Source organism: Actinacidiphila glaucinigra (genome assembly GCF_035918135.1).
In the GTDB taxonomy this organism is placed as follows: domain Bacteria; phylum Actinomycetota; class Actinomycetes; order Streptomycetales; family Streptomycetaceae; genus Actinacidiphila; species Actinacidiphila glaucinigra.
Genome location: NZ_CP109144.1, coordinates 676488 through 694967 on the forward strand (window position 1 = coordinate 676488; position 18480 = coordinate 694967).

At 69.4% G+C, this 18480-nt stretch carries 16 protein-coding genes; 6 read left to right on the forward strand and 10 right to left on the reverse strand.

Going from position 1 to position 18480, the window contains the following annotated elements; all coding sequences use genetic code 11:
- Positions 1-32: 32 nt before the first annotated feature.
- The 4 genes from OIE69_RS03010 to OIE69_RS03025 all read right to left on the reverse strand — a co-directional run bounded on the left by OIE69_RS03010 (position 33) and on the right by OIE69_RS03025 (position 2840).
- The gene (locus OIE69_RS03010) at positions 33-260 is read right to left on the reverse strand and encodes a hypothetical protein (protein ID WP_326570354.1); all 228 of its coding nucleotides are present in this window, start codon (positions 258-260) and stop codon (positions 33-35) included.
- A gap of 340 nt (positions 261-600) precedes the next feature.
- Entirely contained in the window at positions 601-2058 is a 1458-nt protein-coding gene (locus OIE69_RS03015) for a glycoside hydrolase family 47 protein (RefSeq protein WP_326570355.1), read from the reverse strand.
- A gap of 166 nt (positions 2059-2224) precedes the next feature.
- On the reverse strand, positions 2225-2626 hold the full coding sequence (locus OIE69_RS03020; RefSeq protein ID WP_326570356.1) for a PPOX class F420-dependent oxidoreductase: 402 nt from the start codon (positions 2624-2626) through the stop codon (positions 2225-2227).
- Complete coding sequence (locus OIE69_RS03025) at positions 2607-2840, reverse strand: hypothetical protein (RefSeq protein WP_326570357.1); 234 nt, start codon at positions 2838-2840, stop codon at positions 2607-2609. The genes OIE69_RS03020 and OIE69_RS03025 overlap by 20 nt, the downstream gene beginning before the upstream one ends.
- A 509-nt stretch (positions 2841-3349) precedes the next feature.
- Here OIE69_RS03025 and OIE69_RS03030 point away from each other — a divergent pair.
- The 3 genes from OIE69_RS03030 to OIE69_RS03040 all read left to right on the forward strand — a co-directional run bounded on the left by OIE69_RS03030 (position 3350) and on the right by OIE69_RS03040 (position 5369).
- Positions 3350-3508, forward strand: coding sequence for a hypothetical protein (locus OIE69_RS03030; RefSeq protein ID WP_326570358.1), 159 nt, complete (start codon positions 3350-3352; stop codon positions 3506-3508).
- Between the two features lie 356 nt (positions 3509-3864).
- Entirely contained in the window at positions 3865-4509 is a 645-nt protein-coding gene (locus OIE69_RS03035; protein WP_326570359.1) for an RraA family protein, read from the forward strand.
- Between the two features lie 119 nt (positions 4510-4628).
- On the forward strand, positions 4629-5369 hold the full coding sequence (locus OIE69_RS03040) for a flavodoxin family protein (RefSeq protein ID WP_326580931.1): 741 nt from the start codon (positions 4629-4631) through the stop codon (positions 5367-5369).
- 46 nt (positions 5370-5415) lie between these two features.
- On the opposite strand, the gene OIE69_RS03045 is transcribed toward OIE69_RS03040, so the two are convergent.
- Positions 5416-6303 (reverse strand): NmrA family NAD(P)-binding protein, encoded by an 888-nt coding sequence (locus OIE69_RS03045; protein WP_326570360.1) that lies wholly within the window; start codon positions 6301-6303, stop codon positions 5416-5418.
- Positions 6304-6630: 327 nt separating this feature from the next.
- Positions 6631-7071, reverse strand: coding sequence for a flavin-dependent monooxygenase (locus OIE69_RS03050; protein WP_326570361.1), 441 nt, complete (start codon positions 7069-7071; stop codon positions 6631-6633).
- Between the two features lie 125 nt (positions 7072-7196).
- On the opposite strand from OIE69_RS03050, the gene OIE69_RS03055 reads away from it, so the two are divergent.
- Positions 7197-8006, forward strand: coding sequence for a transposase family protein (locus OIE69_RS03055; RefSeq protein ID WP_326569999.1), 810 nt, complete (start codon positions 7197-7199; stop codon positions 8004-8006).
- An 825-nt stretch (positions 8007-8831) separates the two neighbouring features.
- A complete protein-coding gene (locus OIE69_RS03060) occupies positions 8832-9350 on the forward strand; it encodes a hypothetical protein (protein WP_326570362.1) in 519 nt (172 codons plus the stop codon).
- On the opposite strand, the gene OIE69_RS44720 is transcribed toward OIE69_RS03060, so the two are convergent.
- Both OIE69_RS44720 and OIE69_RS03065 read right to left on the reverse strand, forming a co-directional pair.
- Positions 9343-9600 (reverse strand): NAD(P)-binding protein, encoded by a 258-nt coding sequence (locus tag OIE69_RS44720; RefSeq protein WP_392567450.1) that lies wholly within the window; start codon positions 9598-9600, stop codon positions 9343-9345. The genes OIE69_RS03060 and OIE69_RS44720 overlap by 8 nt on opposite strands.
- A 307-nt stretch (positions 9601-9907) precedes the next feature.
- On the reverse strand, positions 9908-10513 hold the full coding sequence (locus OIE69_RS03065; RefSeq protein ID WP_326570363.1) for a PadR family transcriptional regulator: 606 nt from the start codon (positions 10511-10513) through the stop codon (positions 9908-9910).
- Between the two features lie 64 nt (positions 10514-10577).
- On the opposite strand from OIE69_RS03065, the gene OIE69_RS03070 reads away from it, so the two are divergent.
- Complete coding sequence (locus OIE69_RS03070) at positions 10578-11792, forward strand: FAD-dependent oxidoreductase (RefSeq protein WP_326570364.1); 1215 nt, start codon at positions 10578-10580, stop codon at positions 11790-11792.
- Between the two features lie 115 nt (positions 11793-11907).
- Here OIE69_RS03070 and OIE69_RS03075 read toward each other — a convergent pair whose 3' ends face one another.
- The gene (locus OIE69_RS03075) at positions 11908-16029 is read right to left on the reverse strand and encodes a carboxypeptidase regulatory-like domain-containing protein (protein ID WP_326570365.1); all 4122 of its coding nucleotides are present in this window, start codon (positions 16027-16029) and stop codon (positions 11908-11910) included.
- Between the two features lie 529 nt (positions 16030-16558).
- Positions 16559-18082 (reverse strand): serine/threonine-protein kinase, encoded by a 1524-nt coding sequence (locus tag OIE69_RS03080; protein ID WP_326570366.1) that lies wholly within the window; start codon positions 18080-18082, stop codon positions 16559-16561.
- Positions 18083-18480 lie beyond the last annotated feature (398 nt).

Below are 18480 nucleotides of genomic sequence, written 5' to 3' on the forward strand. Positions count from 1 at the left end.
ACCGGCCGCTCGGGCGATCGTGCTCGAGAAGGTCACAGGGCCTTCTGTTGAGCCGCCTGGTAGGCGTCCCACAGCGGCTGCACGACCGTGCACTCCCGGGCGGCGCCGTCCCGGCACGAGGGGCATTCGGTGGCGTGGTCCAGCCATGTGCGGTACGCCGCCTGGACCGCCTGGTTCGCCTGCGTCACACGGGCCCGGACCACGGCACCGGGACCCGAGCCGGTCTCCAGCCAGCGCTCCGTGTACCCGGACTCCCCCATGGCCAACGACTCCTCAACCTCACCGGATCCCGCATCCGGCTCGCCCCGACAGCGGACTCCCAATGTATCGATGTGTGGCGTGCCACATCTCGAACTGGCGCATCATCTGGACAACTCCAGCGCTTTGGGCTCGTGACTGGCGCGATCCTTTCGGTGCGCACCACCCGGCGGTCGGGAACCCGGCTCGAGCTGTCCCTACGAGCAGGCGTCCGGTGCGAGTGCGAGCGCCCCCATGCGCTGGTCCTGCCCGCCCGTCTCCACGTCTCCGCGCCGGCCCGGCTGCGCGAGGCCCGGGCGCATGCGCGTGTGGGACCGCCCGTGGCGGATTCCCGGCCACGCGTCACTTCCCGACAGGGCCACCGCCGCCCGGCTCAGGAGCAGGGGCCCGCAGCCCGCGCAGCACATTGCCTTCCGTCGTCAGATAGCCCGAGCCGTAGTCGAAGCGCCGCGCCTCAGCGAACAGCAGGAAGTAGTACTTGGCGTTCTCGCTGAACCAGTACGCCGGGGTGAGGTCCCCCAGCTTCATCGGGGACGCCGTCACCTCGCGGACGACCGTGTAGCCGTTGGCGACCCTGCAGTACCGCTCCTGGCGGTCGAACATCTCGCGGGCGCGTTCTCGGTACAGCTCCTTCCCGGTGACGAGCCACAGGGACAGGCAGGCATCGACGTACTCCGGGCGCAGCGGATAGGACGGGTTCCTCGCGCGCAGGATGCGGTAGTCGAGGAGGTCCGGTGGCAGGCGGAAGGTGTCGAGCACGGCCGTCCAGCTGTCGTGGTAGCTCTCACCGTCGGCGACGCGCCCGCTGCGGGCCAGCAGTCCGGCGTAGAAGGCGGTCAGTTCGGACTGGACCTGTCCTGTGGCGCGACCGGTGCTCATCTCCGCCTGACGGAACCACAGCCGCCCCGTACTCCGGTCGGCGAGGTGTCTGAAGATCCCGGCGGTGAGGGTGGTGTACCAGGTGCGCAGTTCCTCGTCGCCGTACAGCTTCCAGCCGTGCCACAGGTACTCGAAGAAGGAGTCGGTCGGCGGATCGAGGGTGGCGGTGGTCCCGGTCCACACGCCGGTCTCGACGTTGAGGGTGGTGCCCAGCAGGTCCAGCCGTGAGCGGCGTTCGCAGGCGGCGCGCAGCGCCTTCTTGGCCACGTCGTAGTAGGTGCGGTCGCCGGTGAGCCGGGACAGCTCACCGAACTCGGTGATGCAGCTGCCGATCTCGGCGAGGTGGTTGTGGCGGCCGCTCACCGCGCCTGTGGAGAGGTTGACGTACCGGTAGGGGGCGCCCGTGGGCGATGCGAGGAAGGCGGGCATCAACCGGTCTACGAGGTCGCGGGCGAGGTCGAGCAGCGCGGGGTCCCTGGTCGCGAGGTGTCCCGACAGCAGGCCCCCGACCAGCCGGATGATCGTCTCGAAGACCTGGACGGAGACGTCCTGATCGAGGGCGAGCTCGTTCTTCACCCACTGGACGGCCGCGTCCAGCTCCTCGTCCAGCTCCATCAGGTACAGCGTGTCGAGCGCCTCGACGATCGTCAGCCCGAACGTGTGACCGGGGGCGAAGAAGTCCGCACCGCGGCCACTGAGCGGCCGCAGCTCGTCCCGTCCCCAGGCCAGCCGCCGATAGGCGTCCCAGGCGCGCCGGAACGCGGCCACGGACTCCTCCCCCAGACCCGCGAACGGCTCCGGGGCAGCACTGGCGGAACGGGGCACGGACACGACCGGGACGGCGGCGACGGGGGTGAGGGCCGCGAGAGCACCGAGCAGCCCGCGCCGCGAGAGAGAGCCGGGACCCGCACATTTCCTCATGCCCCGGAACATCCCCCGAAAGCCCTGCCCTCCTCACGCGGATGACGGAACATCACCGTGTTGACGGGACGCCCCTCCGGCAGAGCGCTGCCCGGGCCTTTCGGGTCTTCTCCCACCCCGCGCGTGATGCGCCGCCGCAGCGGCACACTCCCGCAACGCACGGAGGTCATGCGGTGACGGCGATGGCGGCCAGAGGGCGTTCGCGGCACAGGATCCGATCGGCGAGGAGCACCGGGCGGTACACGGGGAACCGCCGCCGCATCAGTTCCCTCACCCGGGCGGTTTCCAGGGGGTCCAGGAGCCGGGCGGTGCCCGGGGTGACGGGTGCGTCGCCGGGGACGGATCCGTTCATGCGGCAGGGCGCGACAGTGACCCGCGGGTCGTTCCGGATGCGCTTGGTCTTGCCGGAATCCGGCGGTGTCAAGGCATAGAGGACGCCTTGGTGGACGACGCAGCCTACGGGGGTGGCGACCGCGCGCCCGTCCCTGCGGAACGTGGTCAGGCTGACGGACTTGCCGCGGCCGAGCTGGTGGAGAGCGCGCTCGAAGTCACCGGTCGCGGTGGGCACGACGGCCTCCTGTGCCGGTGGGCCCCGTCGCATGGCGGACGAGGTCGCGGGCGGTACGCGCGGCCTGGCCCTCGACGGTCGCCAGGGTGTTCCAGGCGCCGGGCAGCATGTCCTGCTGCAGGAAGAGGGCGAGCCCGTGGGCTGCAGCCGAGACACGGACGAGCAGGTCGAACGCCGCGTCCGGATCGGCGGTGACGCGACTGGTGACGGGCATCAGGTCGTCGTGCAGGGCGCTGCCCGCCGATGGGGGCCCTTCCCCTCCTCCGCGCCGCGACCGATCCCGACGTCCGGGGAGGGGAGTACCACGGACCCCGGGGCTTCCAGCAGAGCCGGGGCTACCCGCGGACCGTCCGGTCCAGTGCCCAGTCCCACGCCGTATCGCTCCAGCGCCGGCTCTGGCCCTCTCCGATGAGCGGACCGGGGTCACCTTCCCCTCCGGGTGAACGCGCGGCGCGCCCACCCGCTCTTCGCAGGGCCCGCGCATGTACCTGCGCATGTGCGGCGGACGGACCAGGGCCGGTTCGCGGACGAACTCACCCACCCCCATTGACCGGCGACTCGACTGTCGGTAGTACGGCGACGACCGCAACCCGATGGATCACTCGTACGTCCGCACTGACAGAGCCGAGCCCACACCACCGAGAGGCGACCATGTCGCACCCCGCGGAACCCCTCGTCGAATACTGCTTCATCATCACTTTCAGTCATCGCGACCAGGATCTGATGACCTTCTCCGGCACCTACACCCCTGCACCGGGAATGACCAGGCACGACGTCTACACCACCATCCGCGCCGATCATGTGCGGCAGTTGCCCTCACACATCCAGAGCACCCACTACCAGGTGACCTACTTCTCGCTGGAACGCAACCAGCTGACCTGACCGGCTGTCCGCCCGCGCCAGGAGCACGCCCCCTCCGAGCAGCCCGGGCGCTCGAGCCGATTCCGTCCTAGGATCGGCTGGACCGCCCTGCCGGGACGGCGTGCTCTCGTGGGTGCCGACGTATGACGCGGGGATCACCCGAACGGGGCATCGGCGACCCTCGCGGCGCCATGGGCGCCCGGTGACGGATGTGCCCTGGCGGACAATCGGAGGCTGCGCTCGTCCGTGACGCTCCCGAGCCGCCCGGTGCGCCGCATCTCCGAGGCCGGACGCGACGGGTTCACGCACCCGGGGCCCGCCTGGGACACGGCGCGCCACAGCGGCGGACAGATCGCGAGCGGGCCAGGAGGAGACGCATGAGCAGTGATCACGGTGCCGACTACGCGACCACGGCCGCACGGCTCGGTTGCGCGCCGCTGGTGGACGCTATGGGCCGCCTCCACAACCACCGCGCGCACATCCTCGCCCTGTCCAGCCCCGACCCCACCAGGCCGCTCTTCGGGCCGGCCGCCACCCTTGCCTACCTGCCCTACCGGGACGACCTGCCGCAGACGGGGACCGGCTTCGGCGAGCTCTTCTATCAGGCGGTCGGTGACGACCCGGCCGGGAAGGTCCTGGTGCTCTCCGGCGGCGGCTATCGGGACGTCTCACACGGTGGCGGCACGAAACTGTCCCGGGTCGCTCGTCACGCGCTGGCCGGCGTGCTGGCGGACGGCAGGCTGCGGGACTTCGCCCAACTGCGCGACCACGGGTTCGCGACCTGGTGCCGTGGCGAGGCAACGCGCTGGGGCGGCGACACCGTCATGCCGTTCGCGGCCGACGTCGCGGTGGAAATCGCCGGTGTGTGCGTGACTCCCGGTGACTACGTCTTCGCGGACACTGCGGGAGCGGTGGTCATTCCGCGGGCCAGTATCGAGCGGGTCCTGCAGGAGGCGGCCAAGATCGACGCCGAGGACGCCGCATCCGTTGCCCGGATCCGCGACGAACACCCACCGCGGTAGCCGCGAGGGCGGTCCCGGTCGTCGGGTTGCCCGCGAGTCGTGCGTGGGTGAGCCTCCTCGAAGAGGACATCGCTCCCGACCGGGCGTCCTCCGGACAGGACCCACGCTGGGAGGAACAGGTGACGGCCCACCCGACGCCCGCATCCGCGGCGCAGGTGCCGCAGTTCGAAGGACTGCGCGCCATGTTCGTCAACACGACGCTGAAGCGCTCACCGGAGATCAGCAACACCGACGGGCTCATCGACCTGAGCGCGGGCATCATGCGCGGGCACGGCGTGCAGGTGGAGACGGTCCGCGCGGTCGACCACGACATCGCGACGGGCGTCTGGCCCGACATGACGGAACACGGCTGGGCCGGTGATGCCTGGCCGGACCTGTTCGAGCGAGTCCTGGCCGCGGACGTCCTCGTGCTGTGCGGGCCCATCTGGCTGGGTGACAACAGTTCGGTGATGAAGCGCGTCATCGAACGGCTCTACGGTTGCTCCAGCCTGCTCAACGACGCCGGGCAGTACGCCTATTACGGACGCGTCGGCGGTTGCCTGATCACCGGGAACGAGGACGGGATCAAGCACTGCGCCATGAACGTCCTCTACAGCCTCCAGCATCTCGGCTACACGATTCCACCGCAGGCCGACGCCGGGTGGATCGGGGAGGCCGGACCCGGCCCCTCGTATCTCGACCCGGGCTCGGGCGGCCCCCAGAACGACTTCACCAACCGCAACACGGCGTTCATGACCTACAACCTCCTGCATCTGGCAGCCATGTTGCGACACGCGGGAGGATTCCCGGCATACGGCAACCAGCGCACCGAGTGGGACGCCGGCTGCCGCCCCGACTTCCCGAACCCGGAACACCGATGACCTCGTGGCCACCACCGGGACGTGGGGGTCGCCCCGGGCCGGCCGATTACGTGCTCGGCCTGCCGTAGTCGAGCTCGAAGGCCGAGCGGTGTTCATTGACGAACTCCTCGACCGTCGTGAGCGGCTGCCCGTTGATGCGCGGCGCCCTATCACTGATGCCCGCGAGACGGCCCTCCTGCTGGTCGAGGGTCACGGCCTCGAAGTGCTTGAGCTTCGCCATGTCATGCCCGATGCCGAGCATCTCCAGGAAGGTCGTCGCGGTGACCTGCTCGAACGGAAGGTCCTTGCCCAGCACCCGGCCGACCTCGGCGGCGAGTTCTTCGTGGCTGTACTCGACAGGGCCGGTGAGGGCGTAGACCTGCCCACCGTGCTCCTCGGGCGAGGCGAAGATGTTGGCGGCGGTCAGCGCGATGTCCCGGCCGGCGATCGGGGCGAAACGGCTCTCCTTGCCGAAGGGCATCACGTAGCGGCCGTAGCGGATCAACCCGGAGATGTAGAGCAGCCACTGCATGAAGAACGTGACCCGCAGGTGAGTGGTGGGGACTCCCGACCATTCGAAGACCTGCTCGGAGAGCCAGTGGTTCTGCGTGGCCTTGCTGTGCGCATCGGGCCGGGACTGGAAGTGCGACATGTTCACGATGAGCTCGAGGTCCTCCTCTCTGGCGGCCTGGGCGAACATCACGGCGGCCTCCACCAGTCCGTCGCCGATCGGGTAGTTGAAGTAGGCGCGCTGGACGCCCTCCATGGCCTTGCGGACGTCGCGCAGGTTGAGCAGATCACCGAAGACGACGTCGGCGCCCTTGTCACGCAGTCGCTGGGCCCGCTCGTCGTCCGTGCGAACCATGGCGCGCACGTGGAACCCGCCCTTGAGCAGGTAGTCGACCAACGGTCGGCCGGTCTCGCCGTTGGCTGTCGTGATCAAAATCGTGGTCATTGATTCTTTCTTCTCTGCCTCGCCGGTGTTGCTGGTGCAGGGAGGCCTGGGCCTCGGGCCCCGACAGCGGGACCGCGGATGTGGACGGGACCTGAGGCCACTGCCTCGCCCCGGGCAAGGGGCCTGGCAGCACCGCGGACGGTGCCCGTCCGCACACCGGCTGTATACGTCCGGCAGCGCACCGTGAACATCCCTGCCGGCAATCGGACTATCTACGTATAGATTACATTGGGCATCTAAAAAGCCCAAGGGTTGCCACCTCGGCAGGCGGACGGCGCACGCATCGGCCGCTCACCGGCGTGGCGTCGGACGCCGCCGGAGCCGTTCCTACAGCGCGTCCGCGGGAACGAGCGCGCGGAAGGCGCAGAAGCCCGAGAAGCTGGCCGGTGAAGGGCCGAAGAGGGTGCCGCGGAGGACGAAGTGCACACCGTCGGCGCCGATCACTATGTCGGCCTCGGCGCCGGCGCCGTGGGCGAAGTCGCGCCGCAGGCTCTCCCCACGGGTGTCGACACGGGCGCACTTGTGGCCCAGGACGACGGCACCGGCTGGAAGCTGGGACCGGAGCGCCGCCAGCAGGTCCGCCCGGTGGGCAGTGTAGGTCTGCTCGCCGTAGAGCCGCTCGCAGTCGGCCGCGAGGTCTTCGGCGGAGAACACCGTGCCGTCCTGCCAGCGCCGGAACTCCCAGCCGACGTCGAGCTGTACGGCGCGCTTGCGCAACGCGTCGATACGTCTAAGCCACTGACGTTTTCTCAGCGAAATGATCTTCACGAAGCCGCGTGAACCACGCTGATCGTAAGCAGGTAGGACGAACTCGCCCCGGAGTCGGGCAGACGTGAAGCCCCTGGTAGGACGGTTCTCACCACAAGATCGTCCGCGTAACCAGAGGCCTCACGTTGATCACCTATGTTGCCATGCTCGATGTCCCGCGCCATGTCGTGGACCAGTTGTCCCGGCTGCTGGCCGCGCACCGGCGCCGGATCGGCACGCCGAGGGGCTCGCGGGCACTGGGGCCGTTCCGTCAGGCGGTGTTGGTGCTGCGCTGGTTCCGCGAGCGCGGCTGCGTGCACTGCCTGGCCCGGGACGCCGGCGTCTCCCAGGCCACCGGCTACCGCTACCTCCACGAAGGCATCGACGTCCTCGCCGGCCAGGCCCCCGACCTGCACGAGGTCCTGGACCGCTGCCGGCGCGAGGGCATGACCCACGTGGTCCTGGACGGCACCCTGATCAAGTCCGACCGTGTCGCCGGGGTCCGCGAGAACGGCAACGACCTGTGGTTCAGCCAGAAACACAAGGCGTTCGGCGGGAACGTGCAGTTCCTATCCGCCCCGGACGGCACCCCGCTGTGGGTCTCCGACGTCGAGCCCGGCTCCACTCCCGACATCACCGCCGCACGCATCCACGCACTTCCCGCGCTCTACAAGGCCGCGGCCGACGGCCTGCCCACCCTGGCCGACAAGGGCTACATCGGCGCCGGCATCGGCATCCACGTCCCCGTCCGACGCCCCAAGGGCCGCTCCGAACGGGCGCTGCACGCGGACACGCAAACCACGAATGCCCTGATCAGAGGCATTCGTGCGCTCGGCGAACGCGCCGCCGCCGAACTCAAGCAGCGCTGGCGGACCCTGCAGCACGTCACCCTCAGCCCCAGGAGGATCGGCGACATCGCCCGCGCCGCCCTCGTCCTCAACGAAAATTGGAAATGATCACCGTTGAGAAAACGTCACTCAACGCGAGCTTGATAATTTCGGCAATCGGCTGCCCTCCGATGCCACCCGTCAATAAAGTTCCTCAATCTGTGCTGTGCCGTGGTGCCAAGCGATGTTGAGGAATACTCCGTAGTCGATGGGTTCCGGTGTCTCGCGCCGGTAAGCCTCAGCGGGATCGGGCATGCGGACACTCCCAAAGTGACTGTACGTTGCCGACCTGCGCCTTTCCCGCCAACTCGAGCTAACCCCCGCGCATTCGATTCTCGACAAGTGCGGGGGTGCTGGGAAGGGTGCCCCCAAGGTTTCGAACCCCCCTTCCCCCTCGGTGTTGCATGCAGCGCTCTCAGCGGTTGCAATCGCGAGTGAGCAGACAGCCGGCCTCGTGGGCATCTGGAATTCTGAAAGGCACACGCAAGAATCGCAGCGTTACCGCATGCGAACGCCTGGACCCGCTGGTGACGCGGCGACAATGCGTGGTTGTTCTCGACCCATAGACCCGCGATCCGAAGGATGCGTTTAAATGAGTCAAGACGAACCGAGGCCCTGCCGATTTCCCCGAGGCGAGCCAATGTAACTTTGTACAGTGGGACTAGTGTCCTGAGTCGTTGATTCGCTGCGTAAGTTGATGGTGGTTCGACATGATGGCCGGATGGCGAGGACGGGACGGCCGAAGGCTGAGCTGGTACTATGCGTTCGCCAAGTTCACGGCGTCACCCGCAGCATTTGCGAAATCAACTAGACCAGAATTGGACAAAGCTTCGATGAATATCCTCAAGTGGCACGTGGCCGCCACGGCGACAGTGTGGAAATTCGCAAGTGACAATGCGTAAAGAACTGGGACCACTAGAACATGCCGGAGCTTACTGGGTCATCGGAGATCCCTCGGGGGAACATCTGAAGCTGAAGTCAGAAGGAATATCCCATTGGTCCGATGGCACCGAGCGGCAGCTCATTGCCTGGTCGCGGCTCATGAACTTCGGCCTGGAAACTCAACCTGGCAAAATAGCGAGCTCAAAGGGTCTCGAGCGGACAGCCAAAATTCTGGCACATCTGTCGGGGGTTCCATATGCGGCTAGCGGTGGCGCCAGAGTCGGTGCGACATTGCGAAACCCATACGAAGACTGGGGCACCGATTTTGATCATCACTCCCGAAGGTATCCGCGCCACCACATCAAACTTGTGGACGAGTTCCTGAAGCAGGTCATCGCAAGAAACAAGGCAAAACATCTCGGCGATCTCGACTGGATGTCGGTCGCCGTCGACAAGTTGAGCCAAATTCCCAAATCTGCAGCTCGATCTCGAAAGTCTGCCATCGAAAAGATTCTCGATAGTCTTAGTTAGGCGCATCAGAGAGTAGAGAGAATATTCGAGTGGGACGGTCAATCGCCATCGTCAGAGGTTCTTGCAATAGATCCACTGAGCGTGCGGCGTTCGGCGCCACGACCAGGCCGGCGCCGACCTCGCCCAACCGGGACACCTGCTCGTAGACCGTACCCGCCAGCCCCTCCCGGTACAGAAAGGCGGCCGCGCCGAGGCCGCCGATACCGCCTCCCAGGATCGCTATCCTCGGTCCGGTCTCATGCGCTGTCATCGAGAAACCCCCCTGCTCTCATCGCTTGCACCAGCGAATCGCGGCTGGTCTTATCCGGCCGATCATCGAGGCCGGCCGGGGACGGCCTGTACACCGTGCCGGGATGCCGCACACAGCGCAACGGATTGCGACCGAGCGACCTCTCCGTCTCGGTCTCGCCGTCCCTCGTCGGGCAGTCCCGTCACCCTCCCACTTCAGTCGCGGGAGTGGCCTGCGCTCTGCGGCTCCGGGCCCGCGGGTACTGCTGCTCGAGGCGGGCTTCGACCGGGTCCCGGGCGTCAAAGGACCGCGGCGCCGGGGCGCGTGGTCACACGTCGTCGCCCGCGTGTGCGAGCAGTTCCTCGGGCGACCAGGCCAGGCGTCCGGCCGCGCAGTCGGCCAGCACGTCCCGGACCCATGACAGCTCCGCCGCCGTCATCGCGCGCACGTACCCCAGCTCCAGTGTCGCGATCCGGGGCAGTCCGCTCTCCGCTTCCCGGGCGAGGTCCGCGTCGTACCGGGCGAGGGCCGCCTCCAGGGCCTCCGCGCGGCGACCGAGCGCGTCGCGCAGCGCGTCCGGTGTCAGCATCATCAGCAGCGACAGCGCGGCGGGGAACTCGGGGAACTCCTGTTTCCGCGTGGAGAGCATCTCGTCGAGCCAGCGGTGCGCTGTCTCGCTGCCCGCGTCGGTGACCTCGTAGACCGTGCGCTCCGGGTACTGGGCGTCCCGGCCCGTCTCGCGGACGGCGATCAGTCCGGCGGCGAGCAGGCGGTCCATGGTCCGGTACAGGCCGGCCCGCTGGCCGACGTTGACGACCTGGTCCTTGCCCCATTCCTTGAGCAGCCGCTGCACGCCGTAGGGATGGAGCGGCTTGTAGTGCAGCAGGGCCAGGACGGTCAGGGCGAGCGGGGAACTCCGGGGCGTAGTGCTCATGGGCCGATGTTACCCACGACCGAACTAGTTGACTAGGAACTAGTTGCACTGAAACTATGCACTCATGACGAACTCGACTGGCACGACGAAGGGCACGGTTCACTCCGCACTGGTCATCGGCGGCGGTGTCGCCGGTCCCGTCACCGCGATGGCGCTGCAGCAGGCGGGCATCGAGGCGACGGTCTTCGAGGCGTACGACCGTCCGGCCGACGGGATCGGCGGCGGCATGGGCCTGGCACCGAACGGATTCCAGGCGTTCGACGCGATCGGCGTCGGCGATGCGATCCGCGCCGTCAGCACCGAGATGAACGGCATCGTGCTGAGGAGCTGGAACGGGAAGAAGCTGGCCGAGTTCGGCACGCTGCCCGGCATCGACCCGACGCGTTTCGTGATCCGCGCGGAGCTGTTCCGCACCTTGCGCGAGGCGGCCGCGAAGCGGGAGCTGACCACCGTCTACGGCAGGCGCATCGTCGATGCGAGCGAGGACGCCGACGGTGTCACCGCGCACTTCGAGGACGGCAGCACGGCGACCGCCGACGTGCTGATCGGCGCGGACGGACTGCGCTCCACGGTACGCCGTCTCATCGACCCGGCCGCTTCCGCGCCGCGGTTCGCCGGCACGGCCGGGTTCGGCGCGATGGTCACCGACGCCGGCGTCGCGCCCACCGACGGCATGATGCACATGGCCTTCGGCAAGCGGTGCTTCTTCGCCTGGCAGGTGCTCGCCGACGGCAGGGGCTTCTGGTTCGTCAACCTGCCGGTTCCGCAGCCGCTGACGTCCTCCGAGCAGCGCGAGCGCGGGGGCGCCTACTGGCTGGAGCACCTGACCGAGGTCTGCGAGGGCGACGTCACCCCGGCCGGGCGGATGCTGGCCGCCACCGACCCGACGACGATGCTCTTCGCCGGCAGCACGGAGAGCCTGCCGCGGTCGGTGCGCTGGAGCCGCGGCCGGATGGTCCTGACCGGGGACGCGGCCCATGCCCCTTCCTCCAGCTCCGGCCAGGGGGCCTCGCTCGCCGCGGAGAGTTCCGTCGAACTCGCCCGCTGCCTGCGCGACCTGCCCCTGCCTCAGGCACTGGCCCGCTACGAGGAGCTGCGCCGGCCCCGGGTGGAGCGGATCGTCAAGGAGACTGCCCGCACCAACGCCCGCAAGGCCGCGGGCCCGGTCGGACGGGTGGTCCGCGACGCACTGCTGCCGGTGATGTTCAAGCTGGCCAAGCCCGAGAAGAACGCCTGGCAGTTCCGGTACCCGATCGACTTCGACGCCCCGGTGGGGTGACGGCCGGGACCGGCCCGAGCCGAGCCGCCCATGGGTCGCGCCGGGGCATGCCGTGACGAGAACGGGCCGGCCCCGAGGGGCCGGCCCGCGTCCGCCTGCGCCGGACAATCGGCGGCTACTGCTTCTTGAGCGTGAAGTCGCCGGTGACCGTCGCCCCCTTCTTGACCTTCATCGTGGTCGCCACCGGACGGTAGCCGTCCTTGGCGACGATGACGTCCAGCGGGTTGTTGCGGGAGTCCAGCCACAGGGAGTACGTGCCGTCGGCGGCCGTCCTGAGGGAGTAGTCGGCGGCCCAGCTGCCGATCTCGACGGTGGCGCCGGCCAGCGGCTTGGTGGTGCCGTCGCTCTGGACACCCCGGACGGTGCCGGTGATCTTGCCCCAGGTCTTCGGCGGGTCGACATGCAGGGACACCGGGATCTTCCGCATCCCGTACGGGGTGTCGTTGTCCAGCGCCAACTGCGCGGTGAAGTCACCCGGCTGCGCGATCTCGGGCACCGAGGCGTCCAGCGTGACGGTGACCGCCGTGCTCGCCCCGGGCTGCAGGGTGAAGTGCTGGGAACTCGTCCTCAGCCACGGGACGTCGGTCGTGCCGCCCTGGTCGTATCCGGGCAGGAACTCCACGGTGCTGCTCGGGGTGTACGGTTCGCTTCCGCCGCCGATCTTGTAGAGGCCGAGGGCGGCGCCGCCGCGGTAGGTGGCCACGTTGGCGTTGGGCAGGGTGGTCCAGGCGCCGGCCTGCGGGTCGTAGGCGAAGCCCTGGTTGGTGAGGGCCTCGTGGCTGATGCCGCTGGTCATCACGAGCCGGTCGTTCGCCGCGGTGGAGGACGAGCTCCACAGCGGGATCGGGAGGTCGGGAAGCGACGTCCAGGTGTCGGCGGCCGGGTCGTACACGTAGGCGTGCTTGCTCTCACCGGTGGAGTCCGCGTTGCCGCCGGCGCAGTAGAGCTTGCCGTTGACGCCGCCGCACGACTCCCAGGCGACCCGCTCGGGATAGTCGGCGATCCGGGACCATGTGTCGGTGTCGGGGTCGTAGGAGTACGCCTCGACGGTGCCGCAGCGGTCGTCGCAGCCGCCGACCGTGTAGAACTTGCCGTCGAGAGCCGCGTTGCCCTGGCCCGCGTAGGCCGCGGGTGCCGGTGCCCCGGTGGTCCAGCGGTCGGCGGCGGGGTCGTAGATCTCCAGCTTGGGGTCGGTGGTGCTGTCCGGGAGCCAGCCGCCGACGGTGTAGAACCTGCCGTCGACGAACTGGCCCGAGGGGGCCTCACGGCGGTCCGCCGCGCCGGCCACCTGGCTCCAGGTGCCGACGACGGGGTCCAGGACGTACATCGCGTTGCTGACGTCGAAGCCGGTGTAGCCGAAGGCGGAGTAGACCTTGCCCTCGTAGGTGCCGACCGCGTTGCCGAGGACGGTCTCCGGGAGGTTGGGGGCGGCCTGCCAGGCGTCCCCGGACGGCGCTGCGGTGCGCTTCGGCCCGGACGAGGCCGGACCCTTCTTGCTCGCGTGCGGGGAGAAGTGCCCCTTGACGGTCTGGAGGGGTGCGCCGCTGCCGAGGGCCTGGGGCTGGAAGCCTCCGGCTCGTTCGCCCACTGTCACGGTGACGGGCGCGCCACCGGTGTTCTTGACCGTCATGTTCCGCGTGGTGGACTTGCCCCAGCCCAGGGTGGCGCCGACGGCGTCCGGCGTCACGGTCAGCTGACCGGCCTTCAGCTTGTAGGAGGCGGTCACGGCGCTGTCGGCCTCGATGCCGACGGTCTTGCTCAGCTCCGTGTAGCGCGGCCTTGCCGCGCCGACCTCGTGCTTCCCGAGGCCGGGCGAGAACATGAGGTAGAGCCCGTCACCGCGAGCGGGGTCCTCGGGGGTCGCGACGGTCGTCGTTGTCACCCCCGGCTCGTCCTTGACGGTGACGCCGGCGCCGACCAGTCCGTCGCCGGTGTTGGCGTCGGTCACGGTGCCGGTGACCAGTCCGCCGGGAGTGGCCGTGTATCCGCGGTCGCCGACGAAGACGTCGTCGACGCCCCACCACCAGGCGAACTCGGTGACGAAGTGGAAGCGCACCCGGACGTCCCGCTTACCGGCGAGGCCGTCGAGCGGGATCTCGACCTTGGCGTGGTCGGCGAAGCCCGCCGTCGCGGTCCACAGGGACTTCCATGTGGCGCCGTCGTCGGAGCTGGCGTCGACCGAGACGGCCTTGCCGTCGGACACCCAGTACATGGCGTCGAAGGCCAGTTCGGGGTCGGTCGCCTCGGTCAGGTCGTAGGCGGGGCTGATCAGCTGGGTGTCGTGGGGCGAACCGATCGTGGGGTTGTCGGCGATGGCGAAGGCTCCGTCGCCGCCGGTCTGGTTGCCGCGCCCTTCGGGGTCGTCGAAGGTCCAGCCGCCCTCGCTGCCGTCGGCGTTGACGACGCGCCAGCCCTGCGGGGCGGAGTCGGTGGACGCGAAGTGCTCGGTGGCACCGTCCAGGTGCACGGCGTAGCCGGGCGCGGTGGCCTTCCAGGGGTCGGCCCGCAGGGGCAGCTGGAGCGACTGGGGCGCGTCGGTGACGGTGAGGGACCTGGTCGCCGTCGTGTAGCCGGGCAGTGACGCGTCGGCGTGGAGGGTGTAGTCGTGGGCCTCGGGAAGGCTGAGGGTGAAGGCGCCGGTGGCCGGGTCGGTCCACACCGGACCGCCGGGGACGCCGTCCACGGTGATCTTGGCGTAGAGCGGCCAGCCGTGGCCGGAGCCGTCGCTGACCTTGCCGGAGACGGTCTGGCTGGGGACCGGCTTCAGCGCGAAGTCCCGGGTGAGGGTGCCGTCTTCGGTGACGTCGACGTCCTTGGCGGTGCCGCCGGCGTAGCCGTAGGCGTCGACGGTGACGTCGTAGTGGCCCACCGGGAGGCCGAGGGTGTAGCGGCCGTCGGGCCCGCTGCGCGTGACGTTCTCGGTTCCGGCGCTGATGGTGGCGCCGGCGAGGGGCTCGCCGGTGATCTGGTCGGTGACGGTGCCGGACAGCGTCCCGTGCGGGCCGGTCCGGAAGGCCCGCAGGCCGTCGGGGGTGCCCAGACCGGTCGGACCGTCGTATCCGGCGGATCCGGAGCACAGGTAGGCCGGGGTGCAGGTGCCGTTGTCGCCGGCGGTGACGTCGAAGAGCCCCCCGTCCGCCGCGTAGGGGTAGGAGTTGGGGTAGGTGCCCGCGACGGGGGTGCCGGCGTTGGCGTAGACCGCGGCGATGATGGGCGAACCGGCGCTGGTGCCGCCGAACTGCGCCCAGCCGCCGCCACCGTAGGTCTGGTACACCGCGACGGGGGTGGCGGGGTCGGCCACCGCGGAGACGTCGGCGACGGCGCGGTTGGCGCAGCCGGTGTCCTTCTGGAAGGCGGGCTTGGGCACGTAGAGCGAGCACCCGGACCCCGCGCCGCCCCAGGCGGTCTCGGACCAGCCGCGGCTGCTCCCGCCGTCGGCGGTCAGGGAGGTGCCGCCCACCGCGGTCACGTATGACGACGCGGCCGGGTAGGAGACGCCGTAACCGAAGTCGCCGGAGGAGGCGACCATCGCGACGCCGGGGTGGTTGTAGTGGGCGTCCAGCACCGTCGTCTGGTAGGGGTCCTCACCGCTGCCGAAGCGGTAGTCGGTGCCGTAGGAGTTGGAGACGAACTTGGCGCCGAGTTCCACCGCCGTGTCGACGGCGGCGCCGAGGTCCTCGAAGCCCGGGGTGTCGGCCTCGACGAGCAGGATGTGGGCGTTGGGGGCTATGGCCGAGACCATGTCGAGGTCGAGGGAGATCTCCCCGGCCCAGTCGGGGTCGGGCTGCGGGTAGTCGGTACCGCCGCGCTGGTCGACCTTCGTGAAGCAGCCGTTGTCCGTCGTGCAGGCGGGCAGGCCGTACTGCTCGCGGTAGACCGCCAGGTCGTCCTCGGCGGTCGGATCGTCGAATGCGTCGACGACGGCGATCGTCTGCCCTGCTCCGCCGCCCGCCGGGACGTTGTAGGCCGAGCGCAGCTCGGCCGGGCCGAACCCGCTTGGCGCCGCCTGGGTCCGCAGGCCCTTGGACGGCTTCACATCGGTGCGGCGCAGGGCGTAGCAGGTGGCCTCGCCCTTCTTGGCGGCGCCGCACGCCGCCTCGTAGGGCGCGTGGGCGTCCGCGTCAGCGGTCGTGGCGGCGGTGACACGCGCGGCGGAGGGTGCCGCGGCCTGGGTCGGTGTCTGGATGCCCAGGACGGCCATCGCGGCGGTGACGATCACCGCCGGCCAGGTGGACATCCGCCGCCGCAGCGGTGGAACGGATATGTGTGGTACGCGCAACGTCCGACTCCCAAGTCATCACAGGAACGCCGAATCATGAAGGTTCGACAGCGAACTTCTGTGGTCGCCGGGAGTCCATTAGCGGAGAGATCTTGTGTCCATGTCAACGCCGAAAAGGGCGGAAAAGGGTCGCTGTTTTGCGTTCTCCGGTGCACTCGACGTGAATGCGTCCGGATACCGGAGAGTAGGCGTGATCAATGACGCCACGTTCAACAAGTCCCACAATGAAGGTGGTTGGCGCATGCATCGTCTGATTCCCGGACTGTCGCCCGGACGCCGCCTCCGGGCCCGTGTGCCCTGCTTGTCGCATTCACTCCCTTCTTCGACCGCGTGCGGGATGCACCGAATGCGGGCGGCGCCCGACCAGAGACCCGCCCTGGATTCTCGGACGACATCGTCTGACTGCTCACGATTCTTTGCCGGTATGCGCAGGTAGCGGCTGCCCGCCCGTCACGACCGCGACATCGCGGCACGAGTTGCGGCACGGTCAGTCACGTCGAAGAGTGGACCTGCCGGTCTCCCAGGACTCGAACGCGTAGCGCAGGGTGCCGTCCGCTGACGGCGTGAGCGTGATCTCCACACCGTCCGTGCAGTTGAGAGTGCCGTCGGTGATCTGCTCCTGCACCGCCAGGCCCTGGACGGTCTGGGACACAAGCACCCAGTCACCACCGCACTCCAGTGTCGGATACTCGACCCTGCCCACCACGTCCCCGACTTTGCCGCCCTTGTACGCGACTTTCACGGGGTAGAGCTTGTCGTCCCCCTGATGCACGGTCCCCCGCCACGTGCCCTTGTAACGGAACGCCGGCGACGCGGGTTTCAGGCCGGTCGAGGCGGTCGACGGCGTCGGCCGCGCGGTGCCGTCCCCCGCTGGCGTGTCCGACCCGTCGGTCAGCATCCTCAGGACCAACGCGCCCACGAAGAGGGCGGCTACCGCGAGAAGCAACGACCGTCCTCGTCTCCGCCGTGGCGGTGAGGGATCGCCGGGCAGGGTCGGACGAGGTCCCCAGGAAGGAGACGGCGGGGGCGGGGAGACCGGGGCGGCGGCCCGGCGGCGGTCAGCCGGGGCGGGCGAGTCCGGCTGAGGCTGCCGCGCAGGCCGGTCAAATGCCGTCGGGGGTGGCGTTTCCACCTCGAGCAGGTGCGCCGCGTGCCGCCCGAGGTGGTCGAGGAGTGCCGGCGGCAGCCACGGGCGGGAGCGGTCGTACCCGGCGGACTCGGCCAGCTCCGCGATGCGCGCCGGAGTGGGGCGCCGAGCCGAATCCTTGGCCAGGCACGCCTGCGCGACCTCGCGCAGGGGCCCGCTGAGGCCCTCCAGGTCGGGCGGCTGTGAGATCACGGCGAGCAGTCCCGCCGCTCCGCTGCCCGCGTGAGGGAACGGGGACCGCCCGGTGGCGGCGAACACGAGGACCGAGCCGAGGCAGAAGACGTCGCCGGCACCCGAGACGGGCTCGCCGAGCACCTGTTCCGGGGACATGAACCCCGGGGTGCCCACCACCACGCCGGTGCGGGTGAGTCCGCCTCCGTCCAGCGCCCGCGCGATCCCGAAGTCGATCACCCGGGGCCCGTCCAGGCTGAGCAGTACGTTCGACGGCTTCAGGTCTCGATGCACCAGACCGCAGCCGTGGATCGTCTCCAGGGCCCGGGCCAGACCGAAGGCCAGGGCCCACACGGATCCCTCCGGCAGACATCCGTGGCGCTCCACCGCTTGGTGCAGTGCCAGCGCGGGGACGTAGGCCGTGGCCGCCCACGGAACCGCGGCCTCGGTGTCCGCCGCCACGACCGGGGCGGTCCACTCCCCGACAGCCCGGCGGGCCGCGTGCACCTCTCGCCGGAACCTCTGCCGGAACTCCGCGTCCACCGCCAGTTCGGCGTGGACAAGCTTGACCGCCACGGTGCGCCCCTGCACCGAACGACCCAGGAAGACCCGGCCCATGCCGCCGGAGCCCAGTCGGCCCAGCAACCGGTAGGGGCCCACGGTGTTCGGATCGCCCGGCATGAGCCCGTCCATTCGGCCTCCCCCGCCACCTGAGGGCAACCGAGACCGCCGCTGCGCCCTCGAACGCCCGAGGGTGGGATTCTGTCACCCTCGGGTGACCACGGGGAGATGTCGCAAGGGCCTGTGAGGCCGGCAACCACTCGGACGATGAGTCCCGGAGTGATCGCGGGCCGCCCCCAGTTCACCCGCTTCGACCGCCGGCCGGGCCGCGGGGAGCGGCCGACTCCCGGCGGGGAGGCCGAGACGTTCTCCGGCCCACTCCCCCGCCGATCACACAGCAGGCAGCGGGCAGCCGCTCTGCCCTACGCGACAGCCCAGGGTGCGGCCCAACCCCACCCAAGTTTTACCCAGTTGAGGACAAAGTATGGACGGTTCGATGCAACCTTCGTACGCTGGGCGTCGATTTCGCG

Coding starts and splice junctions, on each gene's coding strand:
- OIE69_RS03025 (WP_326570357.1), bottom strand. CDS start 2,840: ATGCCCGTCACCAGTCGCGTCACCGCCGATCCGGACGCGGCGTTCGAC.
- OIE69_RS03035 (WP_326570359.1), top strand. CDS start 3,865: ATGAGCAGTGATCACGGTGCCGACTACGCGACCACGGCCGCACGGCTC.
- OIE69_RS03060 (WP_326570362.1), top strand. CDS start 8,832: ATGCGTAAAGAACTGGGACCACTAGAACATGCCGGAGCTTACTGGGTC.
- OIE69_RS03015 (WP_326570355.1), bottom strand. CDS start 2,058: ATGAGGAAATGTGCGGGTCCCGGCTCTCTCTCGCGGCGCGGGCTGCTC.
- OIE69_RS44720 (WP_392567450.1), bottom strand. CDS start 9,600: ATGACAGCGCATGAGACCGGACCGAGGATAGCGATCCTGGGAGGCGGT.
- OIE69_RS03010 (WP_326570354.1), bottom strand. CDS start 260: ATGGGGGAGTCCGGGTACACGGAGCGCTGGCTGGAGACCGGCTCGGGT.
- OIE69_RS03065 (WP_326570363.1), bottom strand. CDS start 10,513: ATGAGCACTACGCCCCGGAGTTCCCCGCTCGCCCTGACCGTCCTGGCC.
- OIE69_RS03075 (WP_326570365.1), bottom strand. CDS start 16,029: ATGTCCACCTGGCCGGCGGTGATCGTCACCGCCGCGATGGCCGTCCTG.
- OIE69_RS03080 (WP_326570366.1), bottom strand. CDS start 18,082: ATGGACGGGCTCATGCCGGGCGATCCGAACACCGTGGGCCCCTACCGG.
- OIE69_RS03045 (WP_326570360.1), bottom strand. CDS start 6,303: ATGACCACGATTTTGATCACGACAGCCAACGGCGAGACCGGCCGACCG.
- OIE69_RS03030 (WP_326570358.1), top strand. CDS start 3,350: ATGACCTTCTCCGGCACCTACACCCCTGCACCGGGAATGACCAGGCAC.
- OIE69_RS03070 (WP_326570364.1), top strand. CDS start 10,578: ATGACGAACTCGACTGGCACGACGAAGGGCACGGTTCACTCCGCACTG.